This window comes from Sinorhizobium sp. B11, assembly GCA_039725955.1.
In the GTDB taxonomy this organism is placed as follows: Bacteria; Pseudomonadota; Alphaproteobacteria; order Rhizobiales; family Rhizobiaceae; genus Rhizobium.
This window is the reverse complement of sequence record CP091033.1, coordinates 1,982,064-2,005,402: the sequence shown is the minus strand read 5'-3', so window position 1 is coordinate 2,005,402 and position 23,339 is coordinate 1,982,064. Positions and strand designations below refer to the sequence as shown.

Here is a 23,339-nt window from a genome sequence, read left to right as displayed (position 1 = left end):
CTCCTCTTACTTGCAGGAAAGGTAAGTGTCCTTGAAGCTTGCCTGCAGCTTCTTCGTCAGCGCCTTCAGATCGTCCTTGTAGCTGTCGACGTTCTTGGCGGAGATCAGCAGCGTGCCGGAATCGACGAAATGCGCCGTCTGCGGCGTGGCGATCCACGGGGCATCGGCCTTGACGCTGCAGCCCCCCGCCATCTGGTCCAGCGCATAGGCGCCGATATAGGCCTGACCATAAGGGTTCTGCGCCATGGTGCCGGCGACGAAGCCATCGCGGATTCCATCGAGGATGATCTTGTCGTCATCGATGCCGACGAGTTTGATCTTCTTGTCCCCGAGGTTCTTGAGAGCGGTCGCAGCCACGACCGAGGAAATATAGCCTGTGGCGATCAGGCCGTTGATCTTGTCTTTCTGCGCGGCAAGCAGGGCATTGATCTTTTGGTCGCCCTGTTCCTGGCTGTCGGTATCGCCGACGGTCTGCAGCAGGGTCACGGCGCCATTCGTTTCGCCGACGGCCTTTTCGACCGCCTTGACACGCAGCGTCGTGTTCGGATCGACGAGCAGGCCCGCAAGATGGACGATCGTGCCCTTGCCGCCCATCGCCTCGATCAGTGCCTTGGTCCCAAGGTAGGCCGATTGCGAAACGTCGGTTGCCAGGCAAAGGCCGACATCGGTCGGATCCTGTGCGCAGCCGCCGAGCGCGACCGAGGGAATGCTGTTGCTCTTCATTTCCGACAATATGGCGTTGACGCCGACCGCGTCACCCGGAAACACGCCGAAGCCGTTTGTGCCTTGCGCCGCGAGGCTCTCCAGAAGCTCGGTCTGGGCCTCCAGCTTCCATTCGCTCGGCACTTTGTATTCGACCGCGGCAATGCCGAAATCCTTGGCGGCATCGGCGGCGGCCTGTTCCCAGGGCGCAAAATAAGGGTGCGGACCGCCGGGAACCAGGGCGATCTTGTTGTCCGAGGCGAAAGCGCCGAGCGGCGCAAGTGCCACAGAGCATGCAAGGCCTGCAGCAATGAAACTGCGAATTGTCATGACATCCTCCCGTTTGGGCAAGCCAGTCCTCTTCCAGCATTGCCATACCAATCGCTAACATGATCGAATATCGCATGCAATATTCGATCATTGACTTTTTTGTCATCTTCCGGTTCCATCTCGGCAGGCAATCGGCGGGAGGAGTTGATGAAGCCGCAAGAAAACCAGGCCCCGGTCGATCGATCGAGGCTTCTGCCGGAATATCGAACCCTGCTGGAGGAGATCGACGCATTGGGCGGGCCGGCTCTGGAAACGCTTTCGCCCCAGGAAGCGCGTGCCGATTCCGAGGTTCGGCTGGCGCTTCTTTGGGGGGCAAAGGACGAGGTTGCGGGTATCGAGAACCTCGAAATCCCAAACGGTGAAATGAAGCTGAAGGCAAGGCTCTACCGCAGGTCCGACGCCAGGCGGACCATCCTCTTCTTCCATGGCGGCGGCTGGATGGTCGGCAGTATCGAAACCCATGACGGGCCGGTGCGAACGCTGTGCAACGCGGCGCGCGCCAATGTGCTCTCGGTCGAATATCGCAAGGCGCCGGAGGCGCCGTTTCCGGCGGCATTGGAGGATGCCGAAGTCACACTCCTGTGGCTTCGAGCAAAAGGGGAGGCACTCGGGCTTGATGCGGAGAGCCTGATCCTTGCAGGCGACAGCGCCGGCGCCAGCATCTGCGCATCGCTGGCAATCCGGGCGCGGGATCTCAAAATCCCGCTTGCCGGCCAGGTTCTGGTCTATCCGGCGACCGACCTCGCAGGCACGACGGCGAGCAGGGCTGAATTTTCGAACGGTTTTTCGCTGCAGCAGTCGACGATGATCTGGTTTGCGGAAAACTACCTGTCAGGAGGCACGCAGCCTTCCGACCCGCGTGTTTCGCCGCAGCTCGCCGCCGACCTCTCGAACCTGGCGCCGACCCTGCTGATTACCGCCGACCATGATCCGCTACGGGACGAAGGTCGTGCTTATGCACAGCGTTTGATTGCCGCCGGAAATGACGTCTGTTACGAGGAGTGGCAGGGAACCATCCACGGTTTCTTCATCATGGATCGCGCAGGCAAGACCGCCCGCAAACTGATCGGGCACATCGGGGAATGGGCAGAGAGCCTCTGGAAGAGACATGACGATGCCGAGCGAGGTAGAGACTGAAGCCGCCGCTGCGGTTCGGTCGGAGCCCATCTACCTGACGATCTATCAGGTTCTTCGAGACCATCTGGAACGGCGCGTTCTGACGCCGGGCCTCGTTCTCGGCCAGGCGAATGTCGCGCGCGCCTTCAATGTCAGTCGTATTCCGGCCGGTATTGCGCTGGGGCGACTCCTGGGGGACGGCCTTATCCACACCTTCGAAGGGCGCGGCTACATCGTACCAGGCGGCGAGCCGCAGCGCGGGGACCTTTTTACTGCGGGCCTCGACCTGCCCCATTCACTCACGGTGCCGGTGGTCAATCGCCGTGAACAGATCTACCCGGAAGTCGAGCATGCCGTCGCCGTCTGCCTTGCCTATGGTCGCTTCCTGTTGAACGAGACCGCACTTGCCCAGCACTATGACGTCAGCCGCACCATCGCCCATGAAGTGCTGACACAGCTTGAGCGCAGCGGCGTCATCGAACAGGACAGCAATAACCGGTGGTACGCCGGACCGCTCAGCGCCAAGGTTTTCCGCCACCATTACGACATGCGCCGTCTGCTGGAACCGGAAGCTTTGCGCCAGGCTTATCCCTTGCTCGCGAAGAAGGACCTGAAGGAACGCAGGCAAAGGCTTGTTACCCTCGGTCCCTACCCGCAGGCGCCGGAAAAGCTGGAGCAGGCGGAAGCAGATCTGCATCTGGACTCGCTTGCGCCTTGCCCCAACACGGTGCTTCTTTCCGCCGTGCGCCGAAGCCAGCGTGTTCTGATCGCCACCCACTCGACCTTCGCCAAGCTCCGCACCAAGGAAGAGATTTCGATGATGATTTCGGAGCATACACGTGTCTATGACGCGTTGCTCGCCAACGATATCGAGAAGGCCTGTTCAGCACTTTCCGATCATCTTCGCCGGGCGCTCGATCCCAACCTGAAGATCCTCCAGCACCTGCCCGCCATGCCTTCCGGCCTGACGCCGCCTTACCTGATCCAGGTCAAGGGAGAGCGCTGATCGCTTGCGCCATCATGGGCCTGGGGTGATCGGCGCGTAAGCTGCGCCATCGACCGTTGCCGGGCGCCCGGCAAGGCTCAATTCGGCAATACGCGGCGCCGAGCGGGCAATGATCTTGCCGCGACGAATGACGGTCAGCCGGTTCGCCTTCAGCCTGAGCGCTTCCACCGGATCGCGCGCCTGCAGGATGACGAGGTCGGCGTTCCCACCCTTTTCCAGGCCGTAGCCTTCGAGGCCCATGGTTTTTGCCGAATTGACGGTCAACGCGTCGAAGATCTTCTTCTTGTCCTCGATGCCGGCCATTTGCGCCACATGGATCGCCATATGGCCGACCTCCAGCATGTCGCCGGAGCCCATGGAATACCAGGGGTCCATCACGCAATCATGGCCGAAGGAGACATTGAGACCGGCTTCCATCAGTTCGCGCACCCGTGTCATGCCGCGCCGCTTCGGGTAGGTGTCGTGGCGTCCCTGCAGCATGATGTTGATGAGCGGATTGGGGATGACGTTGATCTGAGCCTCCGCCATCAGCGGAATGAGCTTGGAGACGTAATAATTGTCCATCGAATGCATGGAGGTCAGGTGCGAGCCGGCAACCCGGCCCTGCAGGCCGAAGCGCACCGTCTCGGCGGCAAGCGTCTCGATATGACGCGACATCGGATCGTCGGTCTCGTCGCAATGCATGTCGACGGGCAGGCCACGATCGGCGGCGATGCGGCAGAGTGCTGCGACCGAGGCTGCGCCATCGGCCATGGTGCGCTCGAAATGCGGAATGCCACCAACGATATCGAGACCCATGTCGAGCGCGCGGTTCAGGGCGTCGACGCCGCCGGGCGAACGATAGTAACCATCCTGCGGGAAGGCGACGAGCTGCAGGTCGAGATACGGAGCGACCTTCTCGCGCACCTCGATCAGTGCCTCGGCGGTCACCAGCCTGGGATCGCTGGTATCGACATGGCTGCGGATGGCGAGAAGCCCCTGCGAGACAGCAAGATCGCAATAGCGAAGCGCCCGCTCCACCAGGGCTTCGCGGGTGAGGATCGGCCGCAGTTCCCCCCAGAGTGCGATGCCTTCGAGAAGCGTGCCGGAGCGGTTCATGCGCGGCAGGCCGAGCGAGAGCGTCGCGTCCATGTGGAAATGCGGATCGACGAAGGGTGGGCTGACGAGCTGGCCGGTCGCATCGATTTCCTCGCCGGCACTGGCCTCGATCTTCGCCGCCACCTCGACGATTTTGCCCTTCTCTATGGCGATGTCGATGCCCATGCGGCCATCGGGAAGATTTGCGTTTCTGATGATCAGGTCAAACATGGCGGCACCGGTCTGTTGTGGTTCTGAAGGATGGGATCACCGCTCGCCGCGGCGATAGGGCTGCATCAGCGCCTGCGGCACGCGGGCGCGTCGCGCCATCACGGCAAGAGCTGCGATCGACAGGAGATAGGGCGTCATCAGGAAAAGCTGATAGGGCACGACCCCGCCGAACACCGTCTGCAGCCGCAGCTGGAAGGCATCGAAGAAGGCAAAGAGCAGCGCGCCGAGCAGGGCCCGGCCGGGCCGCCACGAGGCGAAGACGACGAGCGCAATGGAAATCCAGCCGCGCCCCTGGACCATGGTTGGGAAGAAGCTGTTGAAGGCAGAGAGCGTCAGAAAGGCGCCGCCGACCGCCATCAAGGCGCTTCCGGCAATGATTGCACCATAACGGATCCGGATCGGGTCTATGCCCTGCGCCTCGGCGGCATGCGGGTTTTCGCCGGTCATGCGGATCGTCAGGCCGAGTGGCGTTCGGAAGATCAGATAGCCCATCGCGAGTGCCAGGAAGATCGCCAGATAGGTCGGCGCCGTCTGTGCAAAGAGCGCAGGGCCGAGGAAGGGCAGACCGGAGAGGACGGGAATATCGATCGGCTGGAAGGGCACGATCGTCGGCGGTGTCCCGGCAAGCGGCACGACCAGGCGGAAAATGAAATAACTGAGGCTGGAGGCAAAGAGCGTGATGCCGAGGCCCGTGACGTGCTGCGACAGGCCAAGCGTGACGGTCAGCAGCGCATGCAGCAGACCGAAGATCGCGCCGGCAAAGGCTGCGACCAGAAGGCCGGTCCAGAGATCGGCGCCATGAAAGACCGCGAGCCAGCCAATCATCGCCCCGAAGGTCATGATGCCTTCGATGCCGAGATTGAGCACGCCCGCTCGCTCGCAGAGCAGCGCGCCGAGCGTGCCGAAGATCAGCGGTGTCGCGATGCGCAGCACGGCCGCCCAGAGGCCTGCAGAGGAGACAATGTCGATCAGAGCCATCATCTGCGGATCCTGTATTGGGTGAAGAACAGGGCGATCAGCATGGTGAGCAGAGAGACGGCGACGGTCACGTCGGCAATATAGGTCGGTATGCCGAGCGCCCGGCTCATGCCGTCGGCGCCGACGAACATCGTGGCCGTGAAGAGGGCCGCCGCAATCACGCCGATCGGGTGCAGGTTCGCGAGCATGGCGACGATGATGCCGGAATAACCGAAGCCGGGCGAGAGATCGGTCGTTACATAACCCTTGACGCCCATCACCTCGATCGCACCAGCGAGACCCGCCAGACCGCCGGAAAGGCATGCGACTTTCACCAGCGTCATGCCAAGCGGAACGCCGGCAAAGACGGCGCCGGCAGGATTGAGACCGGCGGCGCGCGAACGCAGACCGAAGACAGTGCGCGACTGGAGAAAATATACGGCAAATGCAATGACGATGGCGATGATGAAGCCGACATGCAGCCGCGAACGCGCCACCAGCTTCGGCAGCAGCGCATGATCGCTCACCGGCATGGATTGCGGCCAGCCGAAGGCGAGCGGATCCTTCAGGACGCCATCGATCAGCATGGAGACGAAGAGCAGGGCGACAAAATTCAACAGCAGGCTGGTGACCACTTCATCGACCGAAAAGCGTAGCCGCAGCCAGAGCGGCACGAGGATCAGCACCATGCCGGCAACGGCGCCCGTGACCAGCAAAGCAGGGATGAGAAGTGCCGCCGGCAGGCCTGCCAGGAGCTTGGAGCCGAGTGCCGCAACCGTGATGGCGCCAAGATAGAACTGGCCTTCGGCGCCGATATTCCAGAGCCGGGCGCGGAAGGCGACAGCTGCGGCAAGGCCGGTCAGCATCAACGGCGTCGCTCGCGTCAGCGTCTCCGTCGCCGAAAGCCGCGTGCCGAAGGCGCCGGTCAGAATGCGCCAATAGGCTTCGAAGACAGGGGCGCCTGCGAGCGCAATCAGAATCCCGGCAATGGCGAGTGCGGCGATGACGGCACCGACAGGGGCTGCCACGACCAGGTAGAGCGGACGGTGATCGCGACGTTCAAGACGCATGCCGGGCCTCGGACATCCATTCACCTGACATCATCAGGCCGAGTTTTCGGGGATCGGCACTTTGTGCATCGATGGGGGGCGACAGACGCCCCTTGACGATCGCCTGGATGCGATCGGCAAGGCCGATCACCTCGTCCAGATCCTCAGATATCAGAAGCACGGCCGTGCCCTCCTTGCGTGCCTGCAATATCCGGGCATGGACGGCGGCGACCGCGCCCTCGTCGAGCCCACGTGTCGGCTGCGCCGCAATCAGGATCTTCGGCCTGTCATGCAGGTTGCGTCCAAGGATCAGCTTCTGCATGTTGCCGCCAGACATAAGCCGCGTGCGCGTCGAGGGTCCGCCGCCGCGAATATCGAACTCCGCGATGATCTCCTGGGCAAAGGTCATGCCGGCCTTGCGGTCGACCAGCCCATGGCGAGAGAAGCGCGGCGAGGCGATGCGCTCCAGCACGGCATTTTCCCAGACCGCGAGTTCGCCGATCGCCCCTTCCTTATTGCGGTCCTCCGGAATGCGGCCGATGCGGGCATCGATGAGACTTTTGACACTGAGTTCGGTGACCGGCTGCCCGAAGAGCATGATATCGCCGCGGCTCCAGCTCACCAGTCCGCTGACGAGATGGCTGAGTGTCGCCTGGCCATTCCCGGAGACGCCGATAATGCCGAGTGTCTCGCCGGCATGGAGCTGAAAGCTGATATCTCTCAGCCGCTCCTGGCCGCCGTCAGTGACGGTGACACCGACAGCCTCGAAAACGACCGCGCCGGGCGTAGACGCTTCGCGCACCGGGCGCGTCACCCGGCGGCCAACCATGAGTTCGGCGAGCTCCGCCTTGCTGGTCTCGCCGGTCCGCCGCTCGGCGACGACCTTTCCGCCGCGCAGCACGACGACGCGGTCGGCTGCACTGATCACCTCGTCAAGCTTGTGAGAAATGAAGATCAGCGACAGGCCCTGCCGGGCCATTTCCCGAAGCGTCTGGAAAAGGCGCTCCGCCTCGATATTGGTCAGCACCGCCGTCGGCTCGTCGAGGATGAGAATTCGGGCATCGTTATAGAGCGCCTTGAGGATTTCGACGCGCTGCTGCTCGCCGACCGAGAGGTCGCCAAGCCGGGCATCGGGGTTGACGCCGAGGCCGAAGCGGGCAGCAATGGCGAGAAGCCTGGCGCGGCCGGCCGTTCTCTCCGATTTGAAGGACCAGAGCTTTTCCGTCCCCGTCATGACGTTTTCGAGAACGGTCAGGTTGGGCGCCAGGGAGAAATGCTGGTGCACCATGCCGATGCCGGCGCGGATCGCCGCGCGGGGCCGGCCAGCCGGCAATTCGCTGCCTTCGATATGGATCGTTCCTGCATCCGGCACATAATGGCCGAAGAGGATGCTCATCAGCGTCGTCTTGCCGGCGCCGTTTTCGCCGAGCAGGGCCAGCACTTCGCCCTTGGCGAGGCTCAGCGAAATATCGTCATTGGCCTGGATCGCGCCGAAACGCTTGCTGATACTGTCGAGCTGGAGCACGGGAGCTGATGTCATGGGGCAAGTCCCGCAATGGCATGGGGGTGGGTCCAACGTTGCTCTGCTTCCAGCCGCGAGGCAAGGGCAAGCAGCAGCGGTTCCCGGCCCATCGGTGCCAGCAATTGCACAGGCAGCGGCATTCCGTCCGCATCGCTTCCAAAAGGCAGTGTCAGCGCCGGAAAGCCGGAAATATTGGCAAGACAGGCAAGTGGCGCAAAGCGCGCCATGCGGTTCAGATGCAGGTCGGTATCCTGATGGTCAGTCGGGAAGGAGCCGACCGGCAGAGGGGCTGTCGCAAGCATCGGCGTCAGCAGGCAATCGATATCGTCGAACAGGTGCCAGAGGTCATGGCTGACATGCGGCATGGTGCTGAGGCTCTGCCAGAGCGCAGTCGGCGCAAGTCTGGCCCCGCGCACCGCAAAGGCTGCCGTCAGAGGTTCGGCCTTCGAGAGGTCAAGATGGAAGCTATCAACGAGCCATGCCAGATTGATTGCGATGATGTCGGCGAAAATGGCGGCACTCGCGATGACACTCGCTTCAAGCCGCTGCCAGTCCACGATGACGATCTCATGTCCGTCCCCCTCGAGGCTGCGGGCCGCGGCCTCTACGGTTTGCTGCCGTGCAGCCTCGGTCGGAAAGTCGCTGCCGGTATCGGTCAGCAGGCCGATGCGCCGGCGGGGTCTTTCGTTCCTGTCGAGCGCCGGCTCCGGGTAAGGGCCAGCGGGTTTTCCATGAAGCGCGTCGAAGATAGCACCGGCATCGCGGACCGAGCGGCAGACTGCCAACTCACTGGCGATGCCGCCAAGATGATTGCCGAAGCCCGGGCCGCCTGGAATGGCGCCGCGGCTGGGCTTCAGGCCGATTAGACCACAACAGGCGGCGGGCACGCGAATGGAACCACCGGCATCCGTTGCGTGGGCAATCGCCACGATACCGGCAGCAACCGCAGCGGCAGCGCCGCCCGAGGAGCCGCCCGCGGTACGGGAGGGGTCAAGGGGATTGCAGCAGACGGGTCCGCGCATGGGTTCGCTTGCGAGGGAGAGCCCGACTTCCGGGCTGGTGGTGAGACCGAAGAGGCTGAAACCGGCCCGACGAAAACGATCTGCCAGATCGGAATCGGCAGACGGATCGAGCATGCCGTCGAAGAGATGCGAGCCAGCGCGAACCGGAAGGCCCTTGAACGGGCCGCCGAGATCCTTTGCAAGTGTCGGCACGCCGGCAAACGGCCGGACGGAGAATATGGCGGGATTGTCCCGATATTCGCGATCAAGCGCGGCGGCATTCGCGAGGCCCAGATCTTCGTCGAGATGACAGATCGCGCCCAGCGCATCTTTCGCCCTGGCGGCGGAAATCGCAGCCTTCATCGCTTCGGTACAATCAAATGCACCGGTCCCGATCCGGGCGGCGAGCGCAATCGCGTCGCCGCCCGGTATAGAGCCCTTGCTTTTCTCAATCCCGTTCATGCAGATGCCGGCTTACTTCGGCTCCTCGGGCATGATCGGAACCTCAAAGGCGCCGGACTTGATGGCGGCGCGCTTGGCCTCCATCGCCGCTTCGGCTTCGGCCGGTGCGACACCCTTGACGTAGACGATATCGCTGCCGCCTTCCTTCATCAGGCCAAAGCGGGTGTAGTTGTTGCCGGTCGGCTTGCCAGCCTTCACATCGGCGATTGCCGCGTTCAGGATCGGGCGGAAACCCCAGATGGCATTGGCAAAGACGGTGTCGGGATAACGCGGCGTATAGTCGATCAGCGAACCGACCGACTTGATGCCGCGCTCCTTGGCAGCGTCTGCCGTGCCGATGCGCTCGCCGAACAGGATGTCGGCGCCGGCATCGATCTGGGCAAGGCCGGCTTCGCGCGCCTTCGGCGGATCGAAGAAGGTGCCGATGAAGGCGACGAGGTGCTTGGCATCCGGGCGGACTTCCTTCACGCCGGCAGCAAAGGCATTCATCAGCATGTTGACTTCCGGGATCGGCAGCGCGCCGACCGAGCCGACAATGCCCGACTTCGTCATCTTGCCCGCGAGCATGCCGGCAAGATAGGCGCCGTCATGGTTCCACGTGCCGAAGACGCCGAAATTGTCGCCCGACGGCTCGCCGCTGGAGCCCAGCATGAAAGCGGTCTTCGGATAGTCGGCGGCAACCTGGCGGGCTTCGCGCTCGACGGCATAGGCCTCGCCGACGATGAGGGCGTTGCCCTGCTCGGCATATTCGCGCATGGCACGCGGATAGTCGGTGCCCGAAACGCCTTCGGAGAAGACGTATTCGATCACGCCTTCCGAAGCGGCGTCCTGAAGGGCCTTGTGCAGACAGGAGTTCCAGGCATTTTCTACAGGCGAGGCGTGAATGCCTGCAACCTTCAGTTTTTCCTGCGCCCAGAGCTTGGGTGCAAAGGCGGTTGCACCGAGTGCCATGCCGGAGGCAAGCACCGTGCGGCGAGACATAATGATCTGATTTTTCATGAGTTCCCCTCTTTTTTACCAGATGGATAAAACTCTATGGATCGCCCAAAATTGTGTCAAGTAATGCTGCTGCGCAAAAACTAGACAATAGATGTGAGCGGCTGCACTCTGAGGCCACGGAGAGGGAGAGGGGTCGCTCCTATTGGTGCTGCATGACGCTCAAACCGCCATCGATCGTCAGGCAGGTGGCGTTCATGAAGGTGCACTCATCCGAGATCATGAAAACCGCCGCCATGGCGATTTCCTTCGGCGTGGCGATGCGACCGCCCGGATGCAGTTTCATGGTCTCAGCCTTTGCCTTTTCGGGATCGGCAAAGCCGTTCCAGTAATCGATGACCTTCTGGGTCGAGACGTAGCCGGGCGCGATCGCGTTCACACGCACGTTTTGAGGCGCATATTCGATGCCGAGGGACTTGGTCATGCCGAGAAGCGCATGTTTGGCGAGAGGGTAGGGGAAGGTGTGGGGAATGATGGTGAAGGCGTGGGTCGAGGCGATATTGAGGATCACGCCACCACCTTCTGTGATCATCTGCGGCAGCACTGAGCGGCAGCAGTGCCAGGCACCCTTGAGATTGATGTCGAAGCATCGCTGCCACTCTTCGTCTGTCGTCTGCAATGGTTCGGCAAAGACATTGACGCCGGCATTGTTGACGAGGGCATTGATGCTGCCGATCTCGCTTGCCGCTTTTACAACGGCCGCCTTGATCGCATCGCCATCAGTGATATCGGCTGCCTGGTAACCGAGCACGGCCCCCTTTGCAGCAAGGGCGGCAGCAGTTTCCTCGAGCAGCTTTTCATCGCGGTCGACGAGGAAGAGGCGGGCATCCTCTGCTGCGAATGCCTCGGCGATCGCCTGTCCGATCCCCTGGGCGGCGCCCGTGATGAAGACCCGTTTTCCGGAAAGGCGGTTTGGCATCGTCTGTTTCCTCCTTGTGCGCGTGATAATCAGCCGATTTCCTGTGGCTGCAGACGGATCGAGCCCGCGAGGCTTTCGCCTGGCCGCAGGACGGTGAGATCGCCGAGACCAGGAAGATTGTGCCCGTTGGCGAGATGCGACATCGGCTCGAAGCAGAAATAGTCCCTGCGAAATCCCGGGTCGAAACGCTTGTCCGACAGGAAGAGGACGGCGTGGCGGAAGATCGGGTCGGCCGTCAGGTCGAGCACTGTGCTCGTCTCGGGCCAGGTGATGCGTGCCGTACCGTTCCAGCCCTCGAATCCATTGTTGATCCAGCGCTGCGGCAGTACGGCTGCCCGCGAGAAATCGAGATCCGCGGGGATTTCGGCGGGCTCGCCCGGCAGCCAGCCCTCCGCTTCGGTCCAGAAGCGATCGGCCTTTGCCAGAAGCGTCGTGCGCTCGCTCAGCGGAAAGAAGGGATGCCAGCCAAGCCCGAAAGGCAAGGCTTCGTCACCGGTATTTTCCACCCGCATGCAGAGTTCCAGCCCGTCTGGTGTCAGTGCGAAGCTCTGCTCTGCCTGGTAGCTATAGGGCGTGCCGTCGGCTCGATGACGAAAAGCAATCCGCGCGTTGCTGCTATCCCTGGAAAGAAGGTCCCATTCCGCCAGCCAGCCATCGCCATGCAGGTAATGCGGATCCCAGTCCCTGTTCGGCCGCAGGCTGTAGTCGTGCCCCTTAAAGGTGAAGCGGTTGCCTCTGACGCGATTGCCAAAGGGCACGAGCGGATAGCAGGCAGAGGAAAGTGCATCGGCACTATCGGCCGCCGGCCGCAGAAGCGGGATTGTCAGGCCGTCCCGCAGCCAGGAATAATGAAGGAGCAGGCCGCCTGTCGTAGAAATGCGGGCCGAAAGCGCACCGCCCTGCAAATCGATGATGGCCATGAAGCGACGTCTTCTCCGCGAGATCGAGGCTGATCCGGACTGTGGCGGCACCCTATTATCGGTCACTCGAATGTCAATATATATAGGATTTATTTTCCGGCTCAGAGACGGTCAAGAGCCTGTTTCGTACCAATTTGTCGATCAACTGCGCCGCGTCGGAGACTTCAACTGCCTTTTCACCCGCGAAATCGCAGAAATAATCATACACAAATATTGACTGGTATGATGTTTGTTCCTATTCAGTAGTCGCTGCCGAGTGAGCGGCAGATCAAGATTTAGGGAGAGAGATTATGCGCTTCTTCAAAGCAGCCGTCCTCGCTGGCGCCTTTGCCGTTCTGGCCGCCGGCTCCGTATTGGCGGAGGATGTCAAGATCGGGTTCATCGTAAAGCAGCCGGAAGAGCCCTGGTTCCAGGACGAATGGAAGTTCGCTGACCAGGCCGCCAAGGAAAAGGGTTTCACCGTCGTCAAGATCGGCGCCGAAGATGGCGAGAAGGTCCAGTCGGCGATCGACAACCTTGGTGCGCAGGGCGCCCAAGGCTTCATTATCTGCACGCCTGACGTCAAGCTCGGCCCCGGCATCGTTGCCAAGGCTGCCGCCAACCAGCTCAAGCTGATGACGGTCGACGACCGTCTGGTCGGCGCCGACGGCAAGCCGCTGGAAGACGTGCCGCATATGGGCATTTCCGCTACCAAGATCGGCGAAGGCGTGGGCCAGGCGATCGTCGACGAAATGAAGAAGCGCGGTTGGGACATGAAGAATGTCGGCGCGATCCGCGTCTCCTACGATCAGCTGCCGACCGCCGTCGACCGCGTCGAAGGCGCCATCTCGGTTCTGAAGGCTGCCGGCTTCCCGGCCGAAAACATCTACGACGCGCCGCAGGCAAAGACGGATACGGAAGCAGCGCTCAATGCCGCGACTACCGTTCTCAACAAGCATGCCGACGTGAAGTACTGGATCGCCTTCGGCCTCAATGACGAAGCGGTCCTCGGCGCCGTGCGCGCATCGGAATCGGTCGGCATTCCCGCCGACAACATGATCGGCGTCGGCATCGGCGGTGCGGAATCGGCAATCAACGAGTTCAAGAAGCCGTCCGCAACCGGCTTCTTCGGCACGGTCATCATCTCGCCGAAGCGTCACGGCTATGAAACCGCACTCAACATGTATGACTGGATCGCCAACGGCAAGGAGCCGGAAAAGGTCACGCTGACCTCGGGTTCCCTCGCTCTGCGTGGCGACTACGAAAAGGTTCGCAAGGACCTCGGCATCGAATAATCATCCTCCGATGATGATTTCATCCCGGCGGCGCTATCCGCCGCCGGGCCTATTCTCGACGGAGCGATGATGGCCTTCCTCGAATTCAATTCCATTTCCAAGGGCTATCCGGGCGTCCAGGCTCTGTCCAACGTCTCCTTCGGTGTCGAAAAGGGCGCCGTGCACGGGCTGATGGGCGAAAACGGTGCCGGAAAATCCACTCTGATCCGCGTGCTCTCCGGCGACCAGTCGGCTGATGAAGGCAGCATTCTCATCGATGGCGTCGAGCAGAAATACAGCTCCGTCCGCGATGCCTTCCATGCCGGCGTCATCGTCATCCATCAGGAGTTGCAGCTCGTTCCAGAGCTAACGGTTGCCGAAAACCTCTGGCTCGGCCGTTTTCCCGGCAAGGCCGGTGTCATTAACGGCAAGACACTGATCGAGACGGTGCGCGCCAGGCTGGACGAGATCGGCATCGATGTCGACCCTTCCGCAAAAGTGTCTTCTCTTTCGATCGGCGCCCGCCAGATGGTCGAGATCGCCAAGGCCGTGATGCTCGATGCGCGGGTGATCGCGCTCGACGAGCCGACCTCGTCGCTCTCCTCGCGCGAAAGCGAAATTCTCTTCACGTTGATCGGCAAGCTCAAGGCCAAGGGCACGGTCATCCTTTATGTCTCCCACCGACTCGACGAGATCTTCCGTCTCTGCGACAGCCTGACGGTGTTGCGCGACGGCAAGCTCGCCGCCCATCACCCCAAAGTCGCCGAGACGACGCGCGAGCAGATCATTGCCGAAATGGTCGGGCGCGAGATCAGCAACATCTGGGGCTGGCGCGAGCGGCCGCTTGGCGAGGTGCGCCTCGAGGTCAAGGCCCTCTCGGGCTCCAAGCTTCGCACACCCATCAACTTCTCCGTCCGCAAGGGCGAAATTCTCGGCTTCTTCGGCCTCATCGGTGCGGGTCGAAGCGAGATGGCGCGGCTGCTCTATGGTGCCGACCATCGCCATCAAGGCAGCGTTACAATCGACGGCGTGGCCGTTTCCCCCAACAACCCGAAGGCGGCGATCAGCGCCGGCATGGTGCTCTGCCCGGAGGATCGCAAATTCGATGGCATCATTCAGGGCCGGTCGATCGAGGAAAATATCGCGATCTCCTCGCGTCGCCACTTCTCGCCCTTCGGCGTCCTGAACCCGAAGAAGGAAGCCTCGGTCGCCGAGCAGTTCATTGCCAAGCTTCGGGTGCGCACACCCTCGCGCAAGCAGGACATCATCAATCTCTCCGGCGGCAACCAGCAGAAGGTCATCCTCGGCCGCTGGCTCTCCGAACAGGGCGTCAAAGTGCTTGTTATCGACGAGCCGACGCGCGGCATCGATGTCGGCGCCAAGTCGGAAATCTATGAAATCCTCTACGAACTCGCCGCCGGCGGCATGGCGATCGTCGTCATCTCCAGCGAGTTGCCCGAGGTCATGGGCATTTCCGATCGCATCATGGTCATGTGCCAGGGCCGCGTTGCCGCCAGTGTGGCGCGCGCCGATTTCGACGAACGCAGCATTCTGACCGCGGCGCTGCCCGACAAGAATGCCGCCGGCACAATCTAATTTCAGGAAGAGCAGTCATGAACGCGTTGAAAAAAATCCTTCTCGGCGAACAGGGTCTGGTGGTGATCTTCGCGATCGCCTTCGTGATCGTCTCGCTGACCGTGCCGAGCTTCCTGACCGAACGCAATATGCTGGGCCTCCTTCAGTCCGTGGTGACGATCGGGATCGTTGCCTGCACCATGATGTTCTGCCTTGCCTCGCGCGACTTCGACCTCTCGGTCGGCTCCACTGTCGCCTTTTCCGGCATGATCGCCGTGATGGTGTCGAACTCGACCGGCTCCATTCCGCTTGGCCTGCTGGCAGCTCTGATCTGCGGCAGCATCGTCGGCGTCGTCAATGGCGTGGTCATTGCCCGCTTCCGCATCAACGCGCTGATCACCACGCTCGCCACCATGCAGATCGTTCGCGGCCTCGCGCTGATCGCGTCCGATGGGCGCGCCGTCGGCATCAATGATCCGGCCTTCTACCAGCTGGCGTTGTCGCGTTTCCTGACGGTGCCGACTCCGATCTGGATCATGATCCTGCTCTTCATCGTCTTCGGCTTCGTGCTGAACCGCACCGTCTTCGGCAAGAACACGCTGGCGATCGGCGGCAATCCGGAAGCTTCGCGCCTTGCCGGCGTCAATGTCGTCAATATGCGTATCTGGATCTTCGCGCTGCAGGGTCTCGTCTGCGCCATCGCCGGCATCCTGCTCGCATCGCGCATCACCTCCGGCCAGCCGAATGCGGCCACCGGGCTTGAGCTTTCCGTCATCTCGGCCTGCGTGCTCGGCGGCGTGTCGCTTGCCGGCGGACGGGCGGCGATGACCGGCGTGATCGTCGGCGTGCTGATCATGGGCATTGCCGAAAACGTCATGAACCTGCTCAACATTCAGGCCTTCTATCAATATGTGGTACGCGGTCTTATTCTGCTGATCGCTGTCCTGCTCGACAATATGCGCTCGTCGGCTGCCGGGCGCGGCAGCCGTGCGTGATGATCGGATTTCTTGGGAGAAGCCTGCTGAGCCTGAGGTTGTCCATTGATGAGAAAGCATGACGCTGCTCATGGTGACAACAAGACCAGCGGTATGGGGGACGTTATGAGCACGCGATCGGGACTTCTGCGAACGGGAAGTGCGGTGGCCAAGCCCGAACAGGGACGTCGCACGGTGCGCGAGGAGCTTTTGAAGAAGCTCATCGGCCAGATCGTGTCGGGCGATATTGCCGAAGGATCGTTGTTGCCGAATGAAGCTGAGCTCTCCGAGGTCTATGGTGTCAGCCGCACCAGCCTGCGCGAGGCCATGCAATATCTCTCGGCGCTCGGCATGGTCCGCTCGCGCACTCGTGCCGGCACCAGCGTGCTGCCGCGCGAGAACTGGAACTATCTCGATCCGTTGGTCCTCGATGCAACGCTCGAATTCAGCGATGACCGCGGTTTCTACGATTCCCTGCTCGACGCTCGCCAGTTGCTGGAGCCCGCGGCTGCCGCACAGGCGGCTGCGAACGCCACAGCCAAGCAGCTCGCCCAGATCGCCGCAGCCTTCGAGGACATGGTGGCGGCCAACGCCCGCGATAATGAGGCCTGGAGCCAGGCCGACCTCGAATTTCATACCGCCATCATCAATGCGAGCGGCAACTGGGTCTTCCGCCAGTTCGCCACCGCCATCCGCGCCGCCCTGCTTGCAAGCTTCCGCCTTACGAACCGGGCAAGCCAGAGCCACGACTACGCCATCGCCCGGCACCAGGACGTGCTCGATGCGATCCGCATGCGCCGGCCAGATGCGGCGCGCTTTGCGATGGAGCAATTGATCGGCACGGCCCGCATGGAATTGAGCGACGCTCTTCGCGTCAGCAAGCCGGGCAAGCAGGACTAGGTGCTGACACCTCAGTCCGGTAAAGGAACATTCAAAATTCCGTCTGCCGACAGAAAGTATATAGTGTTTGAAGTCACCTGACGGATTCGCTAGTAGACCGGTATAAACCCGGCTGCTTGAAAGGAAGACCGAAGCGTGGACGAGACCGAAAAACTGCAAACACACCGGCGCGGCTCCGGCGTATCGACGGTTTACGAGACGCTTCGAAACGAGATCATCGAGTTGAAGCTGCCGCCGGGCAGCCCGATCGACGAACAGCAGTTGTCCGATCGGTTTGCGCTATCGCGAACGCCGATCCGCGAAGCACTCGTACGGCTTGCCGCCGAAGGCCTGATCACGACGCTCACCAACCGCGCGACGATCGTCTCGAACATCGATTTTCTTGGCCTGCCGGAATTTTTCGACGCGCTGACGCTGATGTATCGCGTGACGACGCGGCTTGCAGCCGCCAACCACTCCGAAGGTGATATCGCCACTATCCGCATTCAGCAGAAAGCCTTCGAGATTGCGGTCACCGACCGCGATGTCCTTGGCATGATTTCGACCAATCGCGACTTCCATATCGCGATCGCGCAGGCCGGCCGCAACCGCTATTACGTCGAACTCTTCACCCGGCTGCTCGACGAAGGACGTCGCATTCTCAGGCTCTACTATTCTTCCTTCAACGATGTCCTGCCGCGCCAGTATGTCGGCGAGCACGAGGAGATGATCCAGGCGATCATCAAGCGCGACCTGGCGGTCGCTGATAGTCTCGCATCTGCCCATGCCGCCCAGATCGTCCGGCAGATTCGCTCCTACATTACCGCCGATTCCCGCCACAATGCCGGGCTGGCGCTCTAGCCGCTCCGTTCCGATTATTCCCCGCCGCCGGAACCGACCCAGGTCATGGTTATGAAAATTGTTTGTATTTTTCTTGTCGACAAGAAGTCGGCAAACTGTTAAATCCGTTCTCAACCCCGCCATTGGGGAGTTTCCAGAGAACGAGAGATTGACGATGACTGGTTCCGTATTCCAAGGCTGCATCCCGGCGCTGATGACGCCCTGCAAGGATGACCGTACCCCTGACTTCGACGCGCTCGCCCGCAAGGGCAAGGAATTGATCGACCTCGGCATGTCCGCCGTCGTCTATTGCGGCTCAATGGGCGACTGGCCGCTGCTGACGGACGAACAACGCCAGGAGGGTGTCAAGCGCCTCGTCGAGGCGGGCGTTCCCGTCATTGTCGGCACCGGTGCCGTCAATACCAAGTCTGCCGCAGCCCATGCCGCCCATGCCGCGGCGGTCGGTGCCAAGGGACTGATGGTCATTCCGCGCGTCCTGTCGCGTGGTTCGTCCGTTTCGGCCCAGCGGGATCATTTTTCGGCGATCCTGGAGGCTGCGAAGGGCCTTCCGGCAGTCATCTACAATAGCCCTTATTACGGCTTTGCAACGCGCGCCGATCTGTTTTTCGATCTGCGCTCGCGCTTCTCGAACCTCGTCGGCTTCAAGGAGTTCGGCGGCAAAAGCGACATGACATATGCGGCCGAAAACATCACGTCGGGCGATGATGCGCTGACGCTAATGGTTGGTGTTGATACCGGCGTCTATCATGGTTTCGTCAATTGCGGCGCAGGCGGCGCCATCACCGGCATCGGCAACGCGCTGCCGAAGGAAATCCTGCACCTCGTTTCGCTTTGCGAGAAGGCCGCCAAGGGTGACGCAGTGGCTCGCAGCGCCGCCCGCGAGCTCGAAGAGGCGCTGACGGTTCTGTCGACCTATGACGAAGGTCCGGATCTCGTGCTGCACTACAAGTATCTGATGGTGCTGAATGGCGAGAAGGAATACACGCTGCACTTCAACGAGACCGACAAGCTGAGCAATTCGCAGCGCCGTCATCTCGAAAACCAGTATCGCCTGTTCAAGAGCTGGTACGCAGCACGTTATCCGAACGCCGCCTGAGGCTGCAGGGGGTGCCAGAGGCCTCGCAGTTTCCGGCGAGGCCAAAACGGGCGTCACCCTATCAGGTGGGCGTCGCACCGCCGGCAAATGAATTGACCTTGGTCAGGCCGCTTGATGCCGGTCAGTTTGCCACATCGCTGGCGGCCAGGGAGTGGACCAGCATGGTCAGATTGCGGCGGATCTTCACATCGGAGATCCGCCCGATTTCTTCGACGAGATGGGCTGCCTCGTCCTCGACGCCAGCGCCCGCCTCCGTTTCGACGCCGTTGACGAACCAGCCGGCATCCACCTTCATGAAGTCGCATAGCCGCAGCATGACTGCGACGGACAGTCGGTTTGTACCATTCTCGTATTTCTGGATCTGCTGAAACGCGACGCCGATATGCGCGGCGAGTTCGCTCTGCGTGACGCCGCGAGCGGCGCGCACCGAGCGTAATCTTTGGCCGATCGCCAAATTCAGTTCCTGATCTTTCATACCTGTCCTTGAGAATACTTCCGTCGACTGCAGGTCTTTCGGGCTCTCTTTACATGATCGGCTTTTGAGGTCCACCTCCATCTGTCAAAAGCGTCAGTTGTTCTTTGAGTTGCCGTTGTTCTGTTTCGGAAAGCCGCGCAATCTCATTTTCGACGAAGCTCGCAATGGCCCGCGGATCGTCGCCAAACCGGCGTGCCCCTTCCGCACAGAGCGCGATAATGGTTGCCATCGGACTGGCAGGGTCCGTCATATTTGAAATCCCCCCTGAAATCTTCGTCCTTCGCGCAGCACGCGTTCTGCGGTTGAAGTGGGTTGTACAGACAAAGAGGCGGACCGATGGTGAACAAATATCCTAATCTTCGATGCCAAGTCGCAACGACCCCGAATCACGTTCGGGATGCGATGATCTTGAGAAGCATCTGCTTTGTCCATGAGCACGGTATCTCGCCCTCCTTCATCTTCGATGGCAATGATCATCAGGCCACGCATTTCGTCTTTTATGATGGCGAAGAGCCGGTTGGTTCACTTCGCATCCGCTGGTTCGCTGACTTTGCCAAGTATGAACGAACCTGCTTCCGCGAAAAGTACCGACACCCTTTTACGGTTAAGCGTTGCATTCAGATGACCTTCGATCATGTGGCGCGCAAGGGCTATACTAAGGTTCTGACCCAAGCGGAGCAGCGTCTTGCACGGCTGTGGACCATCCTCTTCGACCTGGAGATCGTCGACAGCCCGCCGGTGGAAATCGCCGGCCATCCGGAGCCCTATCTGACCGTTGTCGGCACGATCCCCGCATCATCTGATCCGATTACCATGGAAAGCAGCAGCGCCCTGCTGTTGCGCGTCGAAGGTCAATGGGACGCCCCAAGTTCGTTTGAGACAGCATGACAATGGCAGGTTTTGGCAATGCGGGCGACGGGTCCGCAACGGCTGCGCTACAGGAAGAAATCCTGACGCGCACGAAACTCCACACCGAAATGGTACGTCGTCTCATCAATGATCCGACCGTACAGCCGATTGAGCTGGCCGGCTTCCTGGAGGACGTCGCGAATGCCTATCTTTCGATTTCGGAAGAGCTCAGCCAAATTGTGAAGGCGGCGGAGGGGCGATAGTTTCGAGCATCTTGCGCAGGCTTTCTTCCTGCGCATGCTGCCCGGACGGGAAGGTCAGGCCGGTGCTGAACGACGGATTGCTCCTGAAGATATCGACAATCCAGTCATAGACGGCGGCTACCGGCCTCGATTGCCGTCGATTGGCAACCGAGATCAGATAGATGGGCAGGGCGACATGCACGCCAAGGTCAAGCGGCACGAGTTCAGGATCTGCAAGCACGTAGTTGCCGAGCAACCCCACGCCGGCGCCGTTACGGACGAGAGCAAAATAGGCGAGCGAATTTTCGCAATTGTGCGTCTGGTGGCCGGCTTCGACAAGGCGGCGCCAGCCATCCCAGATCTCGCGTTCGGAAGCATAATAGTTGCACTGCACGTAGACATGCTGGGAAACGAACTGGCGCTGCGGAACCCCGGATTTCTTCAGATAATCACGGCTGGCAATCGGAACGAGATGAAGAGTGCCAATCTCGACACAATCGACATCCGCCCGCGAAATCGGCGAGAGCGAGATCATCAGATCGGCCTGGTTCTTCTCGAAGTTGACGAGCGACACCTGTTCCCGGATGTCGAGGTTGAGCCGGGGATAGTTGTCGTTCAGACGGGGCACGGCGGGACCGACGATCGCGACGGCGAGGCCGGATGTTACGCTGACGGCAACCCGTCCGGTAACGGCGTCCATCTCGTCCTTCAGGTCGTTGGAAAGGGCAAACAGCTGGAAATCAAGCTCTGCAACCTGGATGGCGAGCTTGCGCCCGGTTTCCGTCAGCGTGACGCCGGAAAAGGTCGAGATGACGAGCTGCGAGCCGATCTGGTCCTGGAGGCGCTTCACGTCGCGACTGACCGTCGGCGCACTCGTGCCGAGCAGCTCAGCTGCCTGGGCAAAGGAAGGGCTTTTGGCGACGGCGAGAAAGGTTCTGAGCTCGCGCCAGATTGGCTGCGAAAGCAGACCCCTGATTTCGAGTGGCGATTTATCCAGATCGGCACGTTCGCTGCCGAATGGAAGAGGAGGGAAGGGTTTGTTCACGACCGTCTCGCGTATTAGTGGAGGCGCAACAATATACTTAATCTGGGATTACGGGCAATTGTTGAAGAATCGCAGCTTATCGGTGCGCCGGTCGCCGTTTAGTGGTCGCGATCGCTAATTCTAGTCGCAACTTTCGGGACGCTACTTATAGGGTGTGTAGATATACTTCGGAGATCAGGAAATGCTATCGTTTATCCATCCACAATCGCATAAAGCATTTCGTTTACGCAACTCATAGGGTGTGTTAGCGTTTTCGTAGCGGGCAAGATCCGATTCAACATTCCGTTTCGAGATCGATGCAGGCGGACCTGCTCGATCGCGAAACTTTCGCCAGGCTCGGAGGCAAATCAAGGCGATGGCCGATGGAATTTCTGATATGAATGACAGCAATGGTCCGGTGGGATTTCTGCGACTTTTCCGCCTCATTTCTGCGGCGAGAAAGAGCGCCTCATCGTTGGAGCTCATGGATCTCGTGCGGCTGATGGACATGGCGCTCATGCAGACGGCGCTCGACTGGGAAGGGCTTGATGCCGAGAACCTGGATGAGCGGGCTTTCCTCAACCTCATCCGCGAGAAGCGGGAAATTGCCGATAGGCCGCACCTACGCGCTGTCCCGAACTGACGTGATCATCACCAGCTTCCGAGGGTCGCAGGAGCTGGTATTCAGATCTTTGCAAAGGAAAAGGCGTTGATCGGGAGGTCGGTCCGCCCATCGATGGCAAGATCCGCGAGGATTTCGCCGATGACGCTCGTGAACTTGAAGCCGTGGCCGGAGCAGGGCGAGGCAACGACAACGTTCTTTTCGCCGGGCATGTGGTCGAGAAGAAAATCCTCGCTCGGCAGCATCGTATAACGGCAGGTCGTTGCCTTCACGCGAAGGCCGGCCGCGCCCGGAACCCGCTTTCTGATAAATCCGTCGAGCAGGGCCCTGTCGGCGTCATTGACGGGCGGGTTCGGCTGGTCGGGATCGATCGGTTCGCGGAAATGTGCGTGTTTGCCGATCTTCACACCGTCGACCCCGATGGCCGGGAAACCGAAATAGGAGCCCTCCGCACCTTCATCCCGCAGGAAGCAGGGCATCCTCTGCGGCTGAGTGGCAAAACCATCCTGCGGCTGATACCAGGCGACCACCTGACGGATCGGTACGGCTGGGCGCCTGAGCTGCGGCACGAGTTCGGCAATCCACGAGCCGGTCGCCACCACGATCTTTCTTGCCCGATACTGTCCGGTCTCGGAGATGATTGTCACGCCGGCGTCATCGGGCTCGATTGCCGTGATCTTCTCACCGAAGTGCAGAACCGCGCCACCCTCTGCGGCGAGCTTCAGATAGCCCATGACTGCGGCTTCGGGGCGAAGATAGCCGCCCTGCGGATCAAGCAGGCCGATCTCGTGGTCATCGAGCTGGAAGGCTGGAAAGCGCCGCGCCATTTCCGCCTTGTCCAGCGCCTCATGCGCAAGCCCGTGCAGCTCGCAGGAGGCACGCGTACCGCCGACGACCTTGCCGTCGGGGGCGCCGATCTGCAGCACGCCCGTGATCGTCAGGATATCGGTGCGCAGCCGCGCTTCCAGCGATCGCCAGTTCTGATAGGCGCGTTTGAGCAGCGGCACATAGGAAGGATCTTCGAAATAACCGAGCCGGATAAGGCGGCTGTCACCATGCGACGAACTCAACGCATGGGCGGGGAAATACGCGTCAAAACCAATCGCCTTGACACCGCGATCCGCAAGAAAGGCGAGCGCAGCACTCCCCATGGCGCCGAGGCCGATAACGGCGACGTCGAAGCTGGCGTTCATGAAGTCTC

General features: G+C 61.1%; 24 protein-coding genes. 11 read left to right on the top strand and 13 right to left on the bottom strand.

Annotation, left to right across the window (positions count from 1 at the left end; all coding sequences use genetic code 11):
* Positions 1–6 precede the first annotated feature (6 nt).
* Positions 7–1,032 carry a sugar ABC transporter substrate-binding protein gene (locus LVY75_09115; GenBank protein ID XAZ20269.1) on the bottom strand — a complete coding sequence of 342 codons (1,026 nt, stop codon included), beginning with the start codon at positions 1,030–1,032 and terminating at the stop codon, positions 7–9.
* 147 nt (positions 1,033–1,179) lie between these two features.
* Between LVY75_09115 and LVY75_09110 the strand changes: the two genes are divergently transcribed.
* On the top strand, positions 1,180–2,169 hold the full coding sequence (locus tag LVY75_09110) for an alpha/beta hydrolase (GenBank protein XAZ20268.1): 990 nt from the start codon (positions 1,180–1,182) through the stop codon (positions 2,167–2,169).
* The gene (locus LVY75_09105) at positions 2,141–3,154 is read left to right on the top strand and encodes a GntR family transcriptional regulator (protein ID XAZ20267.1); all 1,014 of its coding nucleotides are present in this window, start codon (positions 2,141–2,143) and stop codon (positions 3,152–3,154) included. Before LVY75_09110 ends, LVY75_09105 begins: the two co-directional genes overlap by 29 nt.
* Before the next feature lie 12 nt (positions 3,155–3,166).
* On the opposite strand, the gene LVY75_09100 is transcribed toward LVY75_09105, so the two are convergent.
* From LVY75_09100 to LVY75_09065, 8 genes are all read right to left on the bottom strand, one after another.
* Positions 3,167–4,462 carry an amidohydrolase family protein gene (locus LVY75_09100; protein ID XAZ20266.1) on the bottom strand — a complete coding sequence of 432 codons (1,296 nt, stop codon included), beginning with the start codon at positions 4,460–4,462 and terminating at the stop codon, positions 3,167–3,169.
* A 36-nt stretch (positions 4,463–4,498) separates the two neighbouring features.
* Positions 4,499–5,443 (bottom strand): ABC transporter permease, encoded by a 945-nt coding sequence (locus tag LVY75_09095; GenBank protein ID XAZ20265.1) that lies wholly within the window; start codon positions 5,441–5,443, stop codon positions 4,499–4,501.
* A complete protein-coding gene (locus LVY75_09090; GenBank protein XAZ20264.1) occupies positions 5,440–6,489 on the bottom strand; it encodes an ABC transporter permease in 1,050 nt (349 codons plus the stop codon). The genes LVY75_09095 and LVY75_09090 overlap by 4 nt, the downstream gene beginning before the upstream one ends.
* The gene (locus LVY75_09085; GenBank protein ID XAZ20263.1) at positions 6,479–8,008 is read right to left on the bottom strand and encodes an ABC transporter ATP-binding protein; all 1,530 of its coding nucleotides are present in this window, start codon (positions 8,006–8,008) and stop codon (positions 6,479–6,481) included. Before LVY75_09085 ends, LVY75_09090 begins: the two co-directional genes overlap by 11 nt.
* Entirely contained in the window at positions 8,005–9,453 is a 1,449-nt protein-coding gene (locus tag LVY75_09080; GenBank protein ID XAZ20262.1) for an amidase, read from the bottom strand. The genes LVY75_09085 and LVY75_09080 overlap by 4 nt, the downstream gene beginning before the upstream one ends.
* A 12-nt stretch (positions 9,454–9,465) precedes the next feature.
* Entirely contained in the window at positions 9,466–10,452 is a 987-nt protein-coding gene (locus LVY75_09075; GenBank protein XAZ20261.1) for a BMP family protein, read from the bottom strand.
* A gap of 139 nt (positions 10,453–10,591) precedes the next feature.
* Positions 10,592–11,368, bottom strand: a complete 777-nt coding sequence (locus tag LVY75_09070; protein XAZ20260.1) for an SDR family oxidoreductase — start codon at positions 11,366–11,368, stop codon at positions 10,592–10,594.
* 29 nt (positions 11,369–11,397) lie between these two features.
* Positions 11,398–12,288 (bottom strand): aldose 1-epimerase, encoded by an 891-nt coding sequence (locus LVY75_09065; protein XAZ20259.1) that lies wholly within the window; start codon positions 12,286–12,288, stop codon positions 11,398–11,400.
* A 290-nt stretch (positions 12,289–12,578) separates the two neighbouring features.
* Here LVY75_09065 and LVY75_09060 point away from each other — a divergent pair, with 290 nt between their 5' ends.
* The 6 genes from LVY75_09060 to LVY75_09035 all read left to right on the top strand — a co-directional run bounded on the left by LVY75_09060 (position 12,579) and on the right by LVY75_09035 (position 18,926).
* A complete protein-coding gene (locus LVY75_09060; GenBank protein XAZ20258.1) occupies positions 12,579–13,562 on the top strand; it encodes an arabinose ABC transporter substrate-binding protein in 984 nt (327 codons plus the stop codon).
* A 69-nt stretch (positions 13,563–13,631) separates the two neighbouring features.
* Positions 13,632–15,137 (top strand): L-arabinose ABC transporter ATP-binding protein AraG, encoded by a 1,506-nt coding sequence (araG, locus tag LVY75_09055; protein ID XAZ21373.1) that lies wholly within the window; start codon positions 13,632–13,634, stop codon positions 15,135–15,137.
* Positions 15,138–15,154: 17 nt separating this feature from the next.
* Positions 15,155–16,111, top strand: a complete 957-nt coding sequence (gene araH, locus LVY75_09050; GenBank protein XAZ20257.1) for an L-arabinose ABC transporter permease AraH — start codon at positions 15,155–15,157, stop codon at positions 16,109–16,111.
* 105 nt (positions 16,112–16,216) lie between these two features.
* On the top strand, positions 16,217–16,990 hold the full coding sequence (locus LVY75_09045; GenBank protein ID XAZ20256.1) for a FadR family transcriptional regulator: 774 nt from the start codon (positions 16,217–16,219) through the stop codon (positions 16,988–16,990).
* A gap of 135 nt (positions 16,991–17,125) precedes the next feature.
* The gene (locus LVY75_09040) at positions 17,126–17,830 is read left to right on the top strand and encodes a GntR family transcriptional regulator (protein ID XAZ20255.1); all 705 of its coding nucleotides are present in this window, start codon (positions 17,126–17,128) and stop codon (positions 17,828–17,830) included.
* Between the two features lie 154 nt (positions 17,831–17,984).
* Entirely contained in the window at positions 17,985–18,926 is a 942-nt protein-coding gene (locus tag LVY75_09035; GenBank protein XAZ20254.1) for a dihydrodipicolinate synthase family protein, read from the top strand.
* 121 nt (positions 18,927–19,047) lie between these two features.
* Here the strand turns inward: LVY75_09035 and LVY75_09030 are convergent, their stop codons facing one another.
* Both LVY75_09030 and LVY75_09025 read right to left on the bottom strand, forming a co-directional pair.
* The gene (locus LVY75_09030) at positions 19,048–19,401 is read right to left on the bottom strand and encodes a helix-turn-helix domain-containing protein (GenBank protein XAZ20253.1); all 354 of its coding nucleotides are present in this window, start codon (positions 19,399–19,401) and stop codon (positions 19,048–19,050) included.
* A 49-nt stretch (positions 19,402–19,450) separates the two neighbouring features.
* Entirely contained in the window at positions 19,451–19,651 is a 201-nt protein-coding gene (locus LVY75_09025; GenBank protein XAZ20252.1) for a hypothetical protein, read from the bottom strand.
* A gap of 86 nt (positions 19,652–19,737) precedes the next feature.
* Between LVY75_09025 and LVY75_09020 the strand changes: the two genes are divergently transcribed.
* Together LVY75_09020 and LVY75_09015 are read left to right on the top strand one after the other, a co-directional pair.
* Positions 19,738–20,289, top strand: coding sequence for a hypothetical protein (locus LVY75_09020; protein ID XAZ20251.1), 552 nt, complete (start codon positions 19,738–19,740; stop codon positions 20,287–20,289).
* Positions 20,286–20,513 carry a hypothetical protein gene (locus tag LVY75_09015; protein ID XAZ20250.1) on the top strand — a complete coding sequence of 76 codons (228 nt, stop codon included), beginning with the start codon at positions 20,286–20,288 and terminating at the stop codon, positions 20,511–20,513. Before LVY75_09020 ends, LVY75_09015 begins: the two co-directional genes overlap by 4 nt.
* Here LVY75_09015 and LVY75_09010 read toward each other — a convergent pair.
* Positions 20,479–21,537, bottom strand: coding sequence for a LysR family transcriptional regulator (locus LVY75_09010; protein XAZ20249.1), 1,059 nt, complete (start codon positions 21,535–21,537; stop codon positions 20,479–20,481). The two genes, LVY75_09015 and LVY75_09010, sit on opposite strands and share 35 nt — an antisense overlap.
* A gap of 376 nt (positions 21,538–21,913) precedes the next feature.
* Here LVY75_09010 and LVY75_09005 point away from each other — a divergent pair, with 376 nt between their 5' ends.
* Complete coding sequence (locus LVY75_09005) at positions 21,914–22,159, top strand: hypothetical protein (GenBank protein XAZ20248.1); 246 nt, start codon at positions 21,914–21,916, stop codon at positions 22,157–22,159.
* Positions 22,160–22,200: 41 nt separating this feature from the next.
* On the opposite strand, the gene solA is transcribed toward LVY75_09005, so the two are convergent.
* On the bottom strand, positions 22,201–23,331 hold the full coding sequence (gene solA, locus LVY75_09000) for an N-methyl-L-tryptophan oxidase (GenBank protein XAZ20247.1): 1,131 nt from the start codon (positions 23,329–23,331) through the stop codon (positions 22,201–22,203).
* Between the last annotated feature and the right edge of the window lie 8 nt (positions 23,332–23,339).